14 protein-coding genes are annotated in these 15,992 nt (G+C 67.5%); 8 read left to right on the top strand and 6 right to left on the bottom strand.

The window, feature by feature from the left end:
- The first annotated feature begins 206 nt into the window (after positions 1-206).
- Positions 207-2,045 (top strand): dihydroxy-acid dehydratase, encoded by a 1,839-nt coding sequence (gene ilvD / locus IB256_RS13130; RefSeq protein ID WP_138213799.1) that lies wholly within the window; start codon positions 207-209, stop codon positions 2,043-2,045.
- 64 nt (positions 2,046-2,109) lie between these two features.
- On the opposite strand, the gene IB256_RS13135 is transcribed toward ilvD, so the two are convergent.
- A complete protein-coding gene (locus IB256_RS13135; protein WP_192293368.1) occupies positions 2,110-2,574 on the bottom strand; it encodes a pilin in 465 nt (154 codons plus the stop codon).
- A gap of 268 nt (positions 2,575-2,842) precedes the next feature.
- Between IB256_RS13135 and IB256_RS13140 the strand changes: the two genes are divergently transcribed.
- Together IB256_RS13140 and IB256_RS13145 are read left to right on the top strand one after the other, a co-directional pair.
- The gene (locus IB256_RS13140; RefSeq protein WP_192402850.1) at positions 2,843-4,234 is read left to right on the top strand and encodes a nucleobase:cation symporter-2 family protein; all 1,392 of its coding nucleotides are present in this window, start codon (positions 2,843-2,845) and stop codon (positions 4,232-4,234) included.
- 48 nt (positions 4,235-4,282) lie between these two features.
- Positions 4,283-4,750 carry a metallophosphoesterase family protein gene (locus IB256_RS13145; RefSeq protein ID WP_192402852.1) on the top strand — a complete coding sequence of 156 codons (468 nt, stop codon included), beginning with the start codon at positions 4,283-4,285 and terminating at the stop codon, positions 4,748-4,750.
- 176 nt (positions 4,751-4,926) lie between these two features.
- On the opposite strand, the gene IB256_RS13150 is transcribed toward IB256_RS13145, so the two are convergent.
- The gene (locus IB256_RS13150) at positions 4,927-6,300 is read right to left on the bottom strand and encodes a GTPase/DUF3482 domain-containing protein (RefSeq protein ID WP_192293374.1); all 1,374 of its coding nucleotides are present in this window, start codon (positions 6,298-6,300) and stop codon (positions 4,927-4,929) included.
- Positions 6,293-7,678, bottom strand: a complete 1,386-nt coding sequence (locus IB256_RS13155; protein ID WP_192293376.1) for a DUF2868 domain-containing protein — start codon at positions 7,676-7,678, stop codon at positions 6,293-6,295. Before IB256_RS13155 ends, IB256_RS13150 begins: the two co-directional genes overlap by 8 nt.
- A 163-nt stretch (positions 7,679-7,841) precedes the next feature.
- Here IB256_RS13155 and IB256_RS13160 point away from each other — a divergent pair, with 163 nt between their 5' ends.
- The 4 genes from IB256_RS13160 (at position 7,842) to IB256_RS13175 (ending at position 11,090) form a co-directional block, all read left to right on the top strand.
- Positions 7,842-8,864, top strand: a complete 1,023-nt coding sequence (locus IB256_RS13160; RefSeq protein ID WP_192402854.1) for a hypothetical protein — start codon at positions 7,842-7,844, stop codon at positions 8,862-8,864.
- Positions 8,861-9,928 (top strand): hypothetical protein, encoded by a 1,068-nt coding sequence (locus tag IB256_RS13165; protein ID WP_192402856.1) that lies wholly within the window; start codon positions 8,861-8,863, stop codon positions 9,926-9,928. The genes IB256_RS13160 and IB256_RS13165 overlap by 4 nt, the downstream gene beginning before the upstream one ends.
- Before the next feature lie 20 nt (positions 9,929-9,948).
- Positions 9,949-10,461, top strand: coding sequence for a dihydrofolate reductase (locus IB256_RS13170; protein WP_192402975.1), 513 nt, complete (start codon positions 9,949-9,951; stop codon positions 10,459-10,461).
- A gap of 359 nt (positions 10,462-10,820) precedes the next feature.
- Positions 10,821-11,090, top strand: coding sequence for a double zinc ribbon domain-containing protein (locus tag IB256_RS13175; RefSeq protein WP_225601763.1), 270 nt, complete (start codon positions 10,821-10,823; stop codon positions 11,088-11,090).
- A gap of 35 nt (positions 11,091-11,125) precedes the next feature.
- Here the strand turns inward: IB256_RS13175 and IB256_RS13180 are convergent, their stop codons facing one another.
- Together IB256_RS13180 and IB256_RS13185 are read right to left on the bottom strand one after the other, a co-directional pair.
- Positions 11,126-12,916: an acyl-CoA dehydrogenase C-terminal domain-containing protein gene (locus IB256_RS13180; RefSeq protein WP_192293384.1), complete on the bottom strand. Its 1,791-nt coding sequence runs from the start codon at positions 12,914-12,916 to the stop codon at positions 11,126-11,128.
- Between the two features lie 2 nt (positions 12,917-12,918).
- Positions 12,919-14,154, bottom strand: a complete 1,236-nt coding sequence (locus tag IB256_RS13185) for a 3-hydroxyacyl-CoA dehydrogenase (RefSeq protein ID WP_192402860.1) — start codon at positions 14,152-14,154, stop codon at positions 12,919-12,921.
- A gap of 104 nt (positions 14,155-14,258) precedes the next feature.
- On the opposite strand from IB256_RS13185, the gene IB256_RS13190 reads away from it, so the two are divergent.
- Entirely contained in the window at positions 14,259-15,158 is a 900-nt protein-coding gene (locus IB256_RS13190; RefSeq protein WP_192402863.1) for a LysR family transcriptional regulator, read from the top strand.
- Between the two features lie 220 nt (positions 15,159-15,378).
- On the opposite strand, the gene IB256_RS13195 is transcribed toward IB256_RS13190, so the two are convergent.
- The gene (locus IB256_RS13195; protein WP_192293388.1) at positions 15,379-15,981 is read right to left on the bottom strand and encodes a nitroreductase family protein; all 603 of its coding nucleotides are present in this window, start codon (positions 15,979-15,981) and stop codon (positions 15,379-15,381) included.
- Between the last annotated feature and the right edge of the window lie 11 nt (positions 15,982-15,992).

Consider the following 15,992-nt stretch of genomic DNA (forward strand, 5'->3'; position numbering starts at 1 on the left):
CCCGGCCGAGCAGGCGGCGACCCCGCCAAGCCCCGCGCCGACCTCGCCCATGCAAGGCCATCTGCTGTTTGCATCCGGTGCGTACCGCGCTCACGATACGACTTAGAGTTTGCTCAAGGTCTCGCCGGCCAGCCCTACCCGCTGTACGCCGCCGCACAGAAGACCCGGATCGACTCCCACCGTGACCTGATGCGCAGGAACCTGTCATGCCCGATTACCGCTCGAAAACCTCCACCCACGGCCGCAACATGGCCGGCGCCCGTGCCCTCTGGCGCGCCACCGGGATGAAGGACGAAGACTTCAAGAAGCCGATCATCGCCATCGCCAACTCCTTCACCCAGTTCGTGCCCGGCCACGTACACCTGAAGGATCTGGGCCAGCTGGTCGCCCGCGAGATTGAAAAACACGGCGGCGTGGCCAAGGAATTCAACACCATCGCCGTCGACGACGGCATCGCCATGGGCCATGACGGCATGCTCTATTCCCTGCCGTCGCGCGAGATCATCGCCGACTCCGTGGAATACATGGTCAACGCCCACTGCGCCGACGCCATCGTCTGCATCTCCAACTGCGACAAGATCACCCCCGGCATGCTGATGGCCGCCCTGCGCCTGAACATCCCGGTGGTGTTCGTCTCCGGTGGCCCGATGGAAGCCGGCAAGACCAAGCTCGCCAGCCACGGCCTGGACCTGGTGGATGCCATGGTCGTCGCCGCCGACGACTCCTGCTCCGACGAAAAGGTTGCCGAGTACGAGCGCAGCGCCTGCCCGACCTGCGGCTCCTGCTCCGGCATGTTCACCGCCAACTCGATGAACTGCCTGACCGAGGCCCTGGGCCTGTCCCTGCCGGGCAACGGTTCGACCCTGGCCACCCACGCCGACCGCGAGCAGCTGTTCCTGCGCGCCGGCCGCCTGGCCGTCGAGCTGTGCCAGCGCTACTACGGCGAAGGCGACGAGTCCGTACTGCCGCGCAACGTCGCCAGCTTCAAGGCGTTCGAGAACGCCATGACCCTGGACATCGCCATGGGCGGCTCGACCAACACCATCCTGCACCTGCTGGCCGCCGCCCAGGAGGCGGAGATCGCCTTCGACCTGCGCGACATCGATCGCCTGTCGCGCAAAGTGCCGCAGCTGTGCAAGGTCGCGCCGAACATCCAGAAGTACCACATGGAAGACGTGCACCGCGCCGGTGGCATCTTCTCCATCCTCGGCGAGCTGGCCCGTGGCGGCCTGCTGCACACCGACGTACCGACCGTGCACAGCCCGAGCATGGCCGACGCCATCGCCGAGTGGGACATCACCCAGACCCAGGACGAGAAGGTCCACACCTTCTTCAAGGCCGGCCCCGCCGGCATCCCGACCCAGGTCGCCTTCAGCCAGAGCACCCGCTGGGACACCCTCGACGCCGACCGCGCCGAAGGCTGCATCCGCAGCGTCGAGCACGCCTACTCCCAGGAAGGCGGTCTGGCCGTGCTGTACGGCAACATCGCCCTTGACGGCTGCGTGGTGAAGACCGCCGGCGTGGACGAATCCATTCACGTGTTCGAAGGCCGCGCGAAGATCTTCGAAAGCCAGGACGGCGCCGTGAAGGGCATCCTCGCCGACGAAGTGAAGCCGGGCGACATCGTGATCATCCGCTACGAAGGCCCGAAAGGCGGCCCGGGCATGCAGGAAATGCTGTACCCGACCAGCTACCTGAAGTCCAAGGGCCTGGGCAAGGACTGCGCCCTGCTCACCGACGGCCGCTTCTCCGGCGGCACCTCGGGCCTGTCCATCGGCCACGCCTCGCCGGAAGCCGCCGCGGGCGGCGCCATCGGCCTGGTACAGGACGGCGACAAGGTGCTGATCGACATCCCCAACCGCAGCATCAACCTGCTGGTGAGTGATGAAGAGCTGGCCACCCGCCGCGCCGAGCAGGACAAGAAGGGCTGGAAGCCGGCTCAGCCCCGCGCGCGCAAGGTGAGCACCGCACTGAAGGCCTACGCCCTGTTGGCCACCAGCGCCGACAAGGGCGCGGTGCGCGACAAGGCGCTGCTGGACGGTTGAGTCTGGCGGTGACGTGAAAAAGCCCGGCGGATGCCGGGCTTTTTCATTGATGTGACGTGAAGACTTATGACTTGGTTGCTGGCACCTTCGGGCAATCACCCGACCCCGGCTTGAGCCCACGATCCGCATTGCAGATGGATCCCTTCTCCTCCCAAGCGACCGAGCTACCTCCCTCCGCTTTGGTAGGAGTCAGCTCGATCTTGAGTGAATTCCCATCCGCGTCGGTGGCTGCGGTCGTGGCCTTTATCACACCATTTTCCACCGCATAGTCGCCGGTGATGTTGGACGTCGCTGCAAAGTCTTTCGGAATCCCGTAATCACCCGCCTTGCAATCATCTGCCTTGCCCGTTTCGGAAATACAAAGGCTCACAGCAGTTTTGACGGCGGACAGCTCTGCCTTGGCTGCCGCAGCCCTTGAGCGCGACGAGTAATCCGAATACAGCGGCAAGGACACCGAAGCCAGAATCCCGATGATCGCCACCACGATCATCAGCTCGATCAGGGTGAAGCCTTGTTGTTGTCTGCGCATTTGCGTGTCCCTCGGGATTGAGCCGGAACCCCGAATGGCTCCGGATGCACTCCAGTGAAGCCATGCCAGCGGGCCATCACACTCAGACGCGTCCGCGCACCCTGTTGAAAATTCAGCAGTTTTTTCCATGCCGACAGCCTTCGGAGTGCCATCGCACAAAGACGTCGTAGGAACCCGGCCTTCCCCATTCATCCCGACTTGCCTCATGGCACTGTGCGATCCCGCCGTGGGCCAGTAAAATCGCGCTCTTTTTTCCGGACCGCCGCCCATGAGCTCCCTCGAGAACCCGTCCGCCGCCAAGGACCAGCCCGACCTGGTCTACGGCCTGGAAGACCACCCCGCCCTGCCCATTGCCTTGCTCGCGGCACTGCAGCACTTGCTGGCGATCATCGTGCCCATCGTCACCCCCGGCCTGCTGATCTGCCAGGCGCTTGGCGTGTCGCCGCGCGACACCAACCTGATCGTGTCGATGTCGCTGGTGATCTCCGGCATCGCCACCTTCGTCCAGTGCAAGCGCTTCGGACCGTTCGGCGCGGGCCTGCTGATCGTCCAGGGCACCAGCTTCAACTTCGTCGGCCCGCTGATCGCCGGCGGTGCGCTGATGGTGAAGAACGGCACTCCGGTGGAAGCGGTGATGGCAGCGATCTTCGGCGTGGTCATGGCCGGCTCCTTCGTGGAGATGGGCGTATCGCGCATCCTGCCCTTCGTGAAGCGCCTGATCACTCCGCTGGTCACCGGCATTGTGGTGCTGATGATCGGCCTGACCCTGATCAAGGTCGGCCTGATCAGCATGGGTGGCGGCTTCTCCGCCATGGGCAACGGCACCTTCGCCAACGGCGAGAACCTGATGCTGTCGGGCCTGGTGCTGGCAATCATCGTCATCCTCAACCGCATCCCGGTGGTGTGGATGCGCAGCGGCGCCATCGTCATCGCCCTGGCCGTGGGCTACGCGCTGGCCGGCTATCTGGGCCGTCTGGACTTCACCGGCATGCACGAGGCGCCGGCCTTCCAGGTCCCGGTGCCGCTGCACTTCGGCCTGGGCTTCTCCTGGAGCCTGTTCATCCCGATGCTGGTGATCTACCTGGTGACCTCGCTGGAAGCCATCGGTGACGTCACCGCCACCAGCAAGATCTCCAAGCAGCCGGTCGAAGGCCCGCTGTGGATGCAGCGCATCAAGGGCGGTGTGCTGGTGAATGGCGCCAACTCGCTGCTGGCCGGCCTGTTCAACACCTTCCCAAGCTCGGTGTTCGCGCAGAACAACGGCGTGATCCAGCTGACCGGCGTCGCCAGCCGCCACGTCGGCCTGTGGATCGCCGCGATGCTCATCGTGCTGGGCCTGTTCCCCAGCGTCGCCGGGGTGATCCAGGCCGTCCCCGAGCCTGTGCTCGGCGGCGCGGTGATGGTGATGTTCGGTGCCGTCGCCGCTTCCGGCATCAACATCCTCGCCGGCACCCACCTGGACCGCCGCGCGCTGCTGATCATCGCCGTCAGCCTGGCGCTGGGCCTGGGCATCTCCCAGGTGCCGGAGTTCCTCGCGCACATGCCCCACGCGATCCGCAACGTGCTGGAATCGGGCGTCGCCACCGGCGGCATCTGCGCCCTGCTGCTCAACTGGTTCCTGCCCGAGTCCGACGCCGCAAAGGCCTCGCACAACGGCTGAACCGCCACGACGCCACCTTCAGGTGGCGTCGTCGTTTATGCTCCCCGGATGACCACTTCCCTGCGCATCGGCGTCATCGCCGACACCCACGGCCTGCTGCGCCCCGAAGCGCTGGCGGCGCTGCAAGGCTGCGGGCGTATCCTGCACCTGGGCGACATCGGCCCCGCCTCATTGCTCGACCAGCTGCGCGCCCTGGCGCCGCTGGACGTGGTACGCGGCAACAACGACACCGACGACTGGGCCGCAGCCCTGCCGGAAACGCTACAGCTGGAACTGGGCGGGCTGCGGCTCTACCTGATTCATGACCTCAAGCAGCTGGCCATCAATCCGGCAGCCGAGTGCATCGACGTAGTGCTGGCCGGGCATTCGCACAAACCGCTGAACGAGGTCCGCGACGGGGTGCTGTACCTGAATCCGGGCAGCGCCGGGCCGCGGCGGTTCAAGTTGCCGATTGCCTTGGCGATCCTGGAGATCGCCGACGGGCAGCCAAGGGTCGAGATCGTCTCGCTCGTCTAGGAGCGTTCGCGAGCAAGCGCGCTCCTGCAAGGTGCGTCCGGAACAATGGTGTAGGGTGCATAACGCGCCAGCGTTATCCGCCGCTCACTGGCCGGCGGATAACCTGTTCCAGGTTATTCGCCCTACGGACTGCTTTTCGTAGGAGCGAGAATGCTCGCGCGCGCCCCGCGCGGTATTCACGGTTCCAGCAGATGCGCGGCCAACTGCGCCACCGCTTCCTGCCGCTCGCTCTTCTCGCCACGCCGGCGGCCATTGAGGGCGGACCACTCCGGATGCGCACGCGCCTTGCGCAACGCCTCGGGCAGCTTGCCCTCGCGCCACTGCTTGTCTTCAGGCGACTGCACCTGGATGGCCTCCACCGCCGCATGCCCGCGTGTCTGCAGGGCCGCCAGCAGTTGCCGCTGCCGCAGCGCCAGCAGACGCAGCACGCTGTCGTCCACCGACAGTTCGCGGCTGCCCTTGAGCTTGCCCAGCAGGCGCTGGCCGTAATGGCCGACGGTCTGCCAGGCGCCGCCGGCGATGGCGCCCAGCGCGGTGGCCGCGCCGAGGGTCAGGCCGCCGACCAGCAGGTCGATCCCCGCCCCTGCCGCCGCACCGGCCGCAACGCCACCACCCAGGCGAATGCCCAGTTGGCGCAGGGTTTCCGGGTTGAACAGGTCATCTCCCCAGCGTCCGTCGAGCAGCGGCAAGTCGGCGGCGCGGGCGTCGTCCTTGCGGAAGGCGTAGAGGCTGAGCAGCGCCTTCACGCAGGTGTCTTCGCGCTTGCGCACCTGATTGCGCAGCGTCTCGGTGGCCTCGCGCACCGCCGCATCACCGGCGGGTACCAGCTGACGGCAGGCGGCGACATCCACCAGCAGCTCGGCAATCAGCCGTGCCCCGGCTTCGCGGCGAGCGACGGCCTGGGCCTCGTGATCGGCGACGAGGCGATCCAGTTGCGGGCGCGCGCGCTCCAGCAGCAGCGCCAGGCTTTCGTACAGGCGCCGCTCGCCATCCAGTGGTGGCGCCACGCTGTCGAAACGCACCAGCGCGTGCAAACCGAGACGGGACAGCGCCTCGCGCCACTGCTCCTCGCGGTGCTGCGGGCTGGCGACAAAGTTGAGTACCGGCAACAGCGGCCGCGCACAGGCGGCGAGCACTGCCAGTTCGTCGCGGTACTTGGCCAGTACCGGTTCGCGGGCGTCGATCACGTAGAGGCCGGCGTCGGAGGCGAGCAACTGGCGCAGCACCTTGGCTTCCTGCTCGAAGCGGCCGCGAGCTTCACTACCATCCAGGAAACGACGCAGCTTCTCCGGGCCGTCCAGGCGCTCGCCGGGGCGCTCCAGCCCATCGAGGAAGTCGCGCAGGGCGATGGCATCTTCCAGGCCCGGCGTGTCGTACAGCTCCAGCAGCGGCTCGCCGTCCACCGACAGCCGCGCGCCTTCCACATGCCGCGTGGTGCTGGGGCGATGGGACACCTCGCCGAAGCCCACGTCGCGGGTCAGGGTACGCAGCAGAGAGGTCTTGCCGACGTTGGTGTGGCCGACCACGGCCAGTTTCAGCGCATCAGTCATGCCCGGTCTCCAGCCAACCCAGCGGCGATGCCGAGGTGTGCGGCAGTTGCAGGCGCTCGATGCCCGCGTGCCAGTCGCCCAGGCGCTCGGCGTCCAGCGCCTCGCCCGTCGGTGCCTGCAGCAGCCAGACGCGGGTGGCTGCGGCGCAGCGCGAGAGTTCGGCGATCAGCGCCAGGGTGCCGCGATCCGGCGAGCGACGCGGGTCGCAGGCGATCACCAGGCGCGCCGGCGGGTAGCGGGTGAGTTGCTCCAGCAGCCGACGGCGCTGGGCACCGTCGTCGAGGTCGCCGGCATTGGCAATGCCGTCGGCCAGCTTCGGCGGCCAGTTGGACCGGTCGAGCAGCTCGATGGACACCAGCACGGCGCCGTCGGCGGTGGTCGCCGGGGCCTGCGCCTGCGGCTCAATCAGTTCGTCCGGCGCGGCATCGCTGACGCCCAGGCGCTCGCTGGCCGGCATCAAACGCTCGCGCAGCAGGGCGTAGCCGGGCAGCGAGACATCCAGCGCCAGCTGCGCACGTCCGCGCTTCCAGCGCCACAGGCAGAGCAGCCAGAGCGCGCCGCGCAGCAGCACGCCGTACACCAGCAGGATACCCACCAGCCAGCCGGCCCAGGCGTGGCGCGCGTTCTCGCTGGCCACCAGGGCATCGCCGCTGGCGCGCACCAGCTCCGAGTCCGGCTGCGGGAAGCCGAGCAGCGACGGCAGCGCGCCGAGGCCGTGGGTCAGGGCGATGAAGGTATCGCCGCCGAGGATGGTGGTCTCCCAGACGAAGCCGTAGCGCCGCGTCGCCAGCAGCGCCAGCATCACGCCCAGCGCGCTGGCCAGGGCGACGAGCCAGAGACCGTGGACCAGCAGGCCGAGCGCCCAGCGCGTGAGCTTCTGCCGGTCCAGCAGCACCAGCAGCGCGGGCGCCAGCTGGGCGGCGTGGGCGTCGCGGGCGAGCTTGCCGCTCAGCCACAACCACAGGCGGCCGAGCGCACCGGCGGCCTCGCCGCCGGCAAAGAAGGCCAGGGTCCAGCCGATCAGGGTAATCAGGTGCAGGCCGAGCAGGCTGGCAAGGGCCCAGAACACGTTGACCGGACGCAGGCCGTCACCGAGGGCGGCGAAGGCCAGCCCACCGCCGGTGAACAGCGCCAGCGCCAGCAGCAGGTAGAGCGCCAGGCGCGAGCCCTGCCCCCAGGTGCGCAGGGCGGCACGCTGGCCGTCGCGTTCGGCGAGCAGCAGCGCACGGTGTTGCAGGCGGCGGGCAAGGTCACCGCCGCTGACGATGGCGCGGCGGTTGGCTTCGCTGTCTTCCAGCGGGCCGACCTGCTCCTCGCGCAGGCGCACGGCCTCGCACAGCCACAGGGATTCGAGGGCGGAAGCGGGGGTTTCGCTCACAGGGTCTCCGACAATCGGTACTCGGCACCAAGGATAACCGCTGCTCGCCGCCGCGTCCCGGCACCGCCGGTAACACCCGGTGGCGTCAACCAAACCAAGGGGGGGCTCTCGCCGTGCCCGGCCAGCCTCACACTCGGAAAAACAACAAGAATGAGGCCTCGCCATGCTGCGCTCGATGCTCAGTGCCTTGCCCCTGCTGCTGGCCGCCGCCACCGCGGTTGCCGTGGAAACACCGCCGGTGCGCCCCTCCGACTGGGGCCCGGACACCCCGCTGATGCAGGCGGTGCCGCCGCGCGTGCTGGACGCCAACGTCAGCGCTCGGCAGTCCGACAGCAACACCTCGCAACTGTGGATCAGCCACACCGACTTCCGCCTGCACGACGACATCGGCTTCTTCATCCGCAAGATGCTGATCCAGATGAGCCCGGTGGCTGGCGCCGGCACACCGCTGATGCTCGACGACCCGAAGTCCATGGTCGCGCACATCCAGGCCGGGGACATCTTCGTCGCCGACGCGACCCTCGCCAGCCTGCTCAACGAGGAGCTGCGCAACGCCAACGCGCCGGTGCGCAACCTCAAGCTCAGCACCCGCGCCGACGGCCAGGAAGTCCACGGCGAGCTGCTGCGCAAGGGCCGCTGGCGGCCGCTGCGGATGGTCACCGGGATCGAGCAGGCCGGGCCGCTGAAGGTGGCGCTGGTGCCGCAGCGGATCTTCGTGGACGGAGTGGACGTCACGCCGTCGCTGACCGCTGCTTCCATCGAGATGTCCGAGGTGCTGCAACTGCACACCGCGCACATGCAGCTGATCGGCAACCGCATCCTGGTCGACCTCGACGGCCTGTTCCCGCCGCCGCGCCTGGACTTCACGGTGAGCAGCCTGAAGCTCGCCGACGGCGGCATGGACCTGCTGCTGGGCAGCGACCTGGCCGAGCTCAAGTGGCCACAGCTCAAGGCGCCGCAGAGCTACATGTTCATCGAGGGCGGCGACATCAAGATGGCGCGGACCATCCTGGTCAAGGCCTACGCGCTGTTCACCAGCCTCAGCCCCGACGCCCCACTGCTGTTCAACCTCTACGACTACCGCCGCCAGCTGCAGTACGGCGAAATCCGCCTGCGCGAAGACGGCATGGTGCACATTGCCGTCTCGCCGGTTAAGGCGCCGGCCCCGGAGGAGAAAGCCCTATGAAAACCCTCCTTGCTTCCCTTCTTTGCCTCACGCTGGCCGGCCAGGCCGCGGCCGAGAGCGCCATCGACAAGCAACAGCGCGAACTGGGCGTGCTGCGCCAGGGCTGGTTCCAGCAGACGCCGCCGGCGGCGGACTTCAAGGCCAGCCGGCCGGGCGGCCTGCGTGACTCCGGCCAGGACGGCGTGGGCATCCTGCTGAACAACGTGGACATGTACTTCCAGGGCAACATCGGCTTCCACAGCCCGCTTCTCAAGGGCTGGCTGGTGCCGCTCAGGGCCGGCGAGCCGATTGACTTCGACCGTCCGCAGGACATGCGCATCAACGTCTCCGAGGGCGAGGTGATCCTCAGCCCCGAACAGCTCGGCAGCCTGTTCAACCAGCACATCCTCGCCTACCCGGAAACCATGCTGCGCGAGTTCAAGCTGAGCATCGAAGGCGACCGCCTGCTGGTCTCCGGCGAGGTGCAGCCGCTGGGCGTCGGCCCCTGGCTGCCGCTGCGGCTCGCCGGCACGGTGAAGCTCGACGGCGACAACCTCGACTACCAGCCCGACAGCGTGAAGGTGCTCGGCGTGCCCAGCTACGGCGCCATGAGCCTGGTGGGCCTGCGCCTGGATTCGCTGGTGACCCTGGAGCGGCCCGGCGCGGTGCTGCAGGACAACGTGATGCACCTGAACTACCACCAGGTCTTCCCGCTGGTGGGCATCGACGGCCGTGTCGAATCCACCTGGCTGGACGCCCAGGGCCTGCACCTGAAGTTCGCGCCGAAGGAAGGCGCCGCCTCGCTGGCCTTCGAGCCTCCGCGCCAGGCCGGACAGTCCTACATCTGGCTGCAGTCGGGCGACCTGAAAATCTTCGAAATCCTCATCACCTACTCGCAGGTGCTGCTCAAGGCCGAGCGCCCGGACCAGACCCTGGCCTTCAACCTCAAGGACTATCGCAGGGTGCTGGCCACCGGCATCACCCAGGTCAACGAGGACGGCACCTTCTTCATGCGCGTTCCGCCACCCGCCGGCCCCGCCGACGGCGAGCGGCTGGTATCCTCTGGCAACGGGAGTTCCCGCTGATGTTCACCACTGGAGTCGAGATGACCCAAGCACTGCCCCTGGCGATGATCGCCGCCCTTGCCGAGAACCGCGTGATCGGCGTCGACAACCGCCTGCCCTGGCACCTGCCGCAGGACCTCAAGCACTTCAAGGCCATGACCCTCGGCAAGCCGGTGATCATGGGCCGCAAGACCTGGGATTCGCTCGGCCGCCCGCTACCGGGCCGGCTGAACATCGTGGTCACCCGCCAGGCGGGCCTGACGCTCGACGGCGCGGAAGTCTTCACCAGCCTCGACGCCGCCCTGGAGCGCGCCGAGCAATGGGCCAAGGAAGAGGAAGCCGACGAGCTGATGCTGATCGGCGGTGCGCAACTCTACGGTGAAGCCCTGGGCCGCGCCGAACGCCTCTACCTGACCCGCGTGGGCCTGAGCCCGGCCGGTGATGCGCACTTCCCCGAAGTGAGCGAAAGCCAGTGGCACCTGGCCTCGAGCATCGAACATGACGCGGAAGGCGAAACGCCGGCCTATGCGTTCGAGGTATGGGAGCGGGCCTGATAGCCCTGCGTATCCGGAGCCCCTCACCCCAGCCCTCTCCCAGAGGGAGAGGGAGCCGTATGTGCCGAGATGAATCCTGCTCTCCCTGATCGACCGGCTGACGCCTGACTCCCAGAGCGCTCCGAACGGTCCCCTCTCCCTTCAGGGAGAGGGCTGGGGAGAGGGAACACCCAGCTCCGAACTACCAAAAGAAATCGCCGCCCCGATCACCCGGCGCGGCGTTTTTCATGGGCGCTCTTTTGCGAAATCTCCGCTCACACTCCCAAGCCTTGACCCTGTAGCAACTACAGGCTGCCCAATGACTCCACCCCACGACGGGAAACTGGAGGTACATCATGGGTTGGCTCGAACGTTTGATGATGGGCGGTCACCACGGCCGCGGCGGTCATGGCGGGCACGGTGGCGGTTACGGCGCACCGGGCTATCCGCCGGCGCCCGCGCCAGCGCCGACAGCCAATACGCTTCCCACTCAGCCCTGCCCGAAGTGCAGCACACAGAATCCTCAGGACAGTCGCTTCTGCCACAACTGCGGCGGGTCGCTACAGGCCAAGCCCTGCAAGGGCTGCGGCGCCGCTATCGCGCCCCAGGCGCGCTTTTGTGCGCAATGCGGCCAGGAGCGCGGCGGTTGACTGACGGGCCCGCGGAAACCCCGCGGGCCGTGGGGTCAGAACGCGAAATGCTCCGCGTCCAGCGCCATCAGGCAGTCCGCGCCGCCCAGCAGGGCCTCGCGGTGCATGCTGGCACGCGGCAGGATGCGCCTGACGTAGAACTCGGCGCTGGCGAGCTTGGCGCGGTAGAAGTCCGCGTCGCCCTCGCCGGCCGCCAGCTTCGCCTGAGCCACACCGGCAGCCTGTAGCCACAGGCCACCGAGCAGCACGTAGGAGCAGTACTGCAGGAAGTCCACCGAGGTGGCGCCGATTTCCTGCGGGTCGCGCTGGCAGGCGGCGATCACTTCGCTGGTGAGGCTGCGCCACTCCAGCAGGCGTTGCCGGACGGTTTCCGCCAGGCCAGCCAGTTCAGTGCGCGCGCCGACGGTTTCGCAGGTGGCCGCCAGTTCGCCGATCAGCGCGTTCAGTTCCGTGCCGCCGTCGCCCAGCAGCTTGCGGCGGATCAGGTCGAGCGCCTGGATGCCGTTGGTGCCTTCGTAGATCTGGGTGATGCGGCTGTCGCGCATCAGCTGTTCCATGCCCCATTCGCGGATGTAGCCGTGGCCGCCGTAGACCTGCACGCCGAGGCTGGAAACCTCCTGGCCGACGTCGGTGAAGAACGACTTCACGATAGGGATCAGCAGCGCCGCGCGCTTGCTCGCGGCCTTGCGGCCGCCCGCCTCGGGGTGGCCGTGTTCCAGGTCCAGCTCGCGGGCGCAGAGCGCGGAAATCATCCGGCAACCCTCGGTGAGGGTCTTCTGGGTCAGCAGCATGCGCCGCACGTCCGGGTGGACGATGATCGGGTCGGCCGCCTTGCTGGGCTCGGCCGCACCGGTCAGCGCACGCGATTGCAGGCGCTCGCGAGCATACGCCAACGCGCCCTGGCAGGAGCGCTCGGCGATGCCCAGGCCCTGCAGGCCGACCTGGAAGCGCGCGTCGTTCATCATGGTGAACATGCACGCCAGGCCCTGGTTGGCCTGGCCGATCAGCCAGCCGGTGGCACCGTCGAAGTTCATCACGCAGGTGGAGGCGCCCTTGATGCCCATCTTGTGCTCGATGGCGCCGCAGCTCAGGGAGTTGCGCGCGCCCGCCGTGCCGTCGGCGTTGGCGATGAACTTGGGCACCAGCAACAGGCTGATGCCCTTCACCCCGGCCGGCGCATCCGGCAGGCGCGCGAGCACCAGGTGGACGATATTCTCGGAGAGGTCCTGCTCACCGCCGCTGATGAAGATCTTGCTGCCGCTGACGCTATAGCTGCCGTCGGCCCGAGGTTCGGCGCGGGTGCGCAGCAGGGCCAGGTCGGTACCGGCCTGGGGCTCGGTGAGGCACATGGTGCCGCTCCACACGCCGCTGACCATCTTCGCCAGGTAGTCGCGCTGCAGTTCCGGCGCGCCGTGCTTGTACAGCGCCAGCACCGCGCCTTCGGTGAGACCGGAATAGACGCGGAACGACAGCGAGGCGGCCATCAGCATCTCGTGGAAGCTGGCCGCGACCATCTGCGGGAAGCCCTGGCCGCCGAACTCGGTCGGCCCGGTCATGCTCGCCCAGCCATTGTCGCAGTATTGCTGGTAGGCCTCGCGGAAGCCGTCGGGCGTGGTGACTTCGCCGTTCAGCAGAGTCGCGCCCTGCTCGTCGCTGTTGCGGTTCAGCGGGGCGACCACTTCGCCGGTGTAGCGCGCGCCTTCTTCCAGCACGCCGTCGATCAGCTCGCGGTCGAGGCCGTTGCCCAGTTGCTCGCAATGGGCGCTGACGTCGAACAGCTCGTGAAGGACGAAGCGCATGTCGCGCAGGGGTGCCTGGTAACTCATGTTCAGTGCTCCTGTTTCACGTCGGCGAAGCGGCCATTGGCGGCGGCCAGGCGCTCGATCAGCGCGGCCGGCTGCCAGTGCGCGCCGTGCTCGCCGGCCAGGTCACGCAGGCGCGCCAGCACGCTCTGCAGGCCCTGACTGTCAGCCCAGGCCATTGGGCCGGACTTGTCCTTGGGGAAGCCATAACCATTGAGGTAAACGGTGTCGATATCGGCGCTGGTGGAGGCGATGCCTTCGTCGAGGATCTTCGCGCCTTCGTTGACCAGCGCCAGCAGGCAGCGCTCGAGGATTTCCTCGGCGCCGATATCGCGGCGCTGGTAGCCCAGGCGCTCGGACTCGCGCAGCACCAGTGCGTCCACTTCCGGGTCATGCTCAGCCTGGCGGCTGCCCGGCTCGTAGTGGTAGAAGCCGTTGCCGGACTTCTGGCCGAAGCGGCCCATCTCGCACAGGCGGTTGTCCACCTGCACGGTCGGCGCATCCTGACCCTTGCCGGCCAGCTCGCGGGCGCGCCATTCGAGGTCGATGCCGACCACGTCGAACATGCGGAACGGCCCCATGGCGAAGCCGAAACCCTGGATCGCCGCGTCCACCTGATGCGGCAGCGAACCTTCGAGGATCAGCCGGCGCGATTCCTGGACGTACTTCTCCAGCATGCGGTTGCCGATGAAACCGTGGCAGTTGCCGGCGACCACGCTGACCTTGCCCATGCGCTCGCCCAGCTCAAGCGCCGCTTCGAGCACCGCAGGAGCGGTCTTCGCGCCGCGCACGATCTCCAGCAGCTTCATGATGTGCGCCGGGCTGAAGAAGTGCAGGCCAAGCACCTGAGACGGCCGCGAGGTCACTGCGGCGATGGCGTCGACGTCCAGGTAGGAAGTGTTGGACGCCAGGATGGCCGAGGGTTTCAGCGCCGCGTCCAGCTCGCGGAAGATCGACTGCTTGAGCTCCAGGTTCTCGTACACCGCCTCGATCACCAGGTCCACCTCGCGGATCGCCGCGTAGTTCGCCGCCTGGGAGATGCGCGCGCGGCGACGGGCCGCTTCGGCCTCGTCGATGCGGCCCTGGCGCACGTTGTGGGCGTAGGTGTCCGCCACGGCGCCAAGGGCCTGGGTGAGCATCTGCGGGTTGTTGTCCAGCCACAGGACCTGCACGCCGGCGTTCGCCAGGCACATGGCAATGCCCCGGCCCATGGTGCCGGCGCCGATGACGGCGGCGCTGGCGATGCGGATGTTCTGGCTCATGTTGTTCCTCTTGTCAGCCTGAAACGCTCGTTTGAAGACCACTCACCTTAGGGAAGGCGGTACTATTTTTGAAATTTTGAGTTGTGATAAGTGGAATTCAGCCAGTGAATATGACCACCTTCGACCTCAACCTGCTGCGGGTGCTGGATGCGCTGCTGCGCGAGCGAAACGTCTCGCGCGCGGCGGAGCGCCTGTCGCTGAGCCAGCCGGCGGTGAGCAACGCGCTGAACCGTCTGCGCGAGCTGCTCGATGACCCGCTGCTGGTGCGCGTGGGCCGGGCGATGCAGCCGACGCCTCGGGCGCTGGAGCTGGAAGCGCCGATCCGCGATGCCCTGCAACGCATCGGCCAGAGCCTGGCCGGCGGCGACACCTTCGACCCGGCGCGCAGTCGCCAGCGCTTCACCCTGGCGCTGACCGACTATGTGGAAGCGCTGTGCATGCCGCACCTGCTCGAAAGTCTGGGCAGTGCGGCGCCAGGCATGGGCCTGAGCATCCAGCACCTGACACCGACGCTGCCCGCCGACGCACTGGACAAGGGCAACCTGGACCTGGTGCTGGGGCGCTTCGAGGAGCTGCCGGCGCGCTTCCAGCGCCGCCCGTGGGCGAGTGAAACGCTGCGCCTGTTGGCCCGGCGCGGGCATCCGCAGGTCGATGGCGGGATCGATCTGCCGACCTTCCTCGGCCAGCGGCACCTGTGGGTGTCCGGCGGGCAGACCAAAGGCATGGTCGATCAGTGGCTGGCCAGCCAGGGGCTGAAACGGCAGATTGCCTATACCACGCCCAACTACCTGCAGGCGGCGCATCTCGTGGCGACCACGGATTTGCTGACGGTGCTGCCGACACGACTGGCGGCGTATTTCGCCCGGCTGCTGCCGTTGCAGGTGCTGGAGTTGCCGTTCGACGTCGGGCAGTTCCACCTGGAGCTGGTCTATCTCGCCCAGCGCGAGCGGGATACGGCGTTGCAGTGGCTGGTGGAGCGGATTGTGGAGTCCGCGCCGGAGTGAGGTCTACAAGATCAAATGCCCCTCACCCTAACCCTCTCCCGCAAGCGGGAGAGGGGACCGTTCGGTGCAGGATGAAACCTCAGCGTCAGCCGGGACGGACTGCCCCCTCTCCCTGAGGGAGAGGGCTGGGGTGAGGGGAGCGCCCTAGCGCTGATATTCCAGGAAAAGACAGTCACGCCTGCGTAAACAAAAACGCGCCCGGAGGCGCGTTTCGTCGGGATCAGAAACGATCGCGAACGATCGTCTCTTCCAGCGGCAGGCGGCCGATGCGCGGCCGGGCTTCAACCGCCTGCTTGCCTACGGCGATCATCAGGCCGATGGCGTGGCTGGCCGGCAGGTTGATCAGCTTGCCCACGGCATCGAAGTCGAAACCGACCATCGGCACGCTGTCCAGGCCACGGCCACGGGCGGCGAGCATCAGGGTCTGGGCCACCAGGCCGCTGCTGCGCATGGCTTCGTCGCGCTGGGTCTGCGGCTTGTCACGGTAGTAGCCGTCGATGGCGCCAACCATGTAGTTCTTCACTTCGACCGGGGCGCCGTCCCACACGCGCTCGGCGTTCTTCTCCCAGCTGTCGACCTGCGCGCAGACGATCACCAGCATCGAGGCGTCGGTCATCTGCACCTGGTCCCAGCCGGCTGCGCGAATCTGCGCGCGCAGCTGCGGGTCGCTGACTTCCACCAGGCGCACGTGCTGCAGGTTGAACGAGGTGGGAGCGAGCAGCGCCTGTTGCAGCAGGTCGTCCTTCTCCTCGCGGGTCATCACATAGGAAGTGTCGAAACCACGAATGGAACGGCGGCTGCGGATGGCGTCTTCGATCAGCATGGAAAATCCTC

It is taken from the genome of Pseudomonas sp. PDM17, from assembly GCF_014851985.1.
GTDB lineage: Bacteria > Pseudomonadota > Gammaproteobacteria > Pseudomonadales > Pseudomonadaceae > Pseudomonas.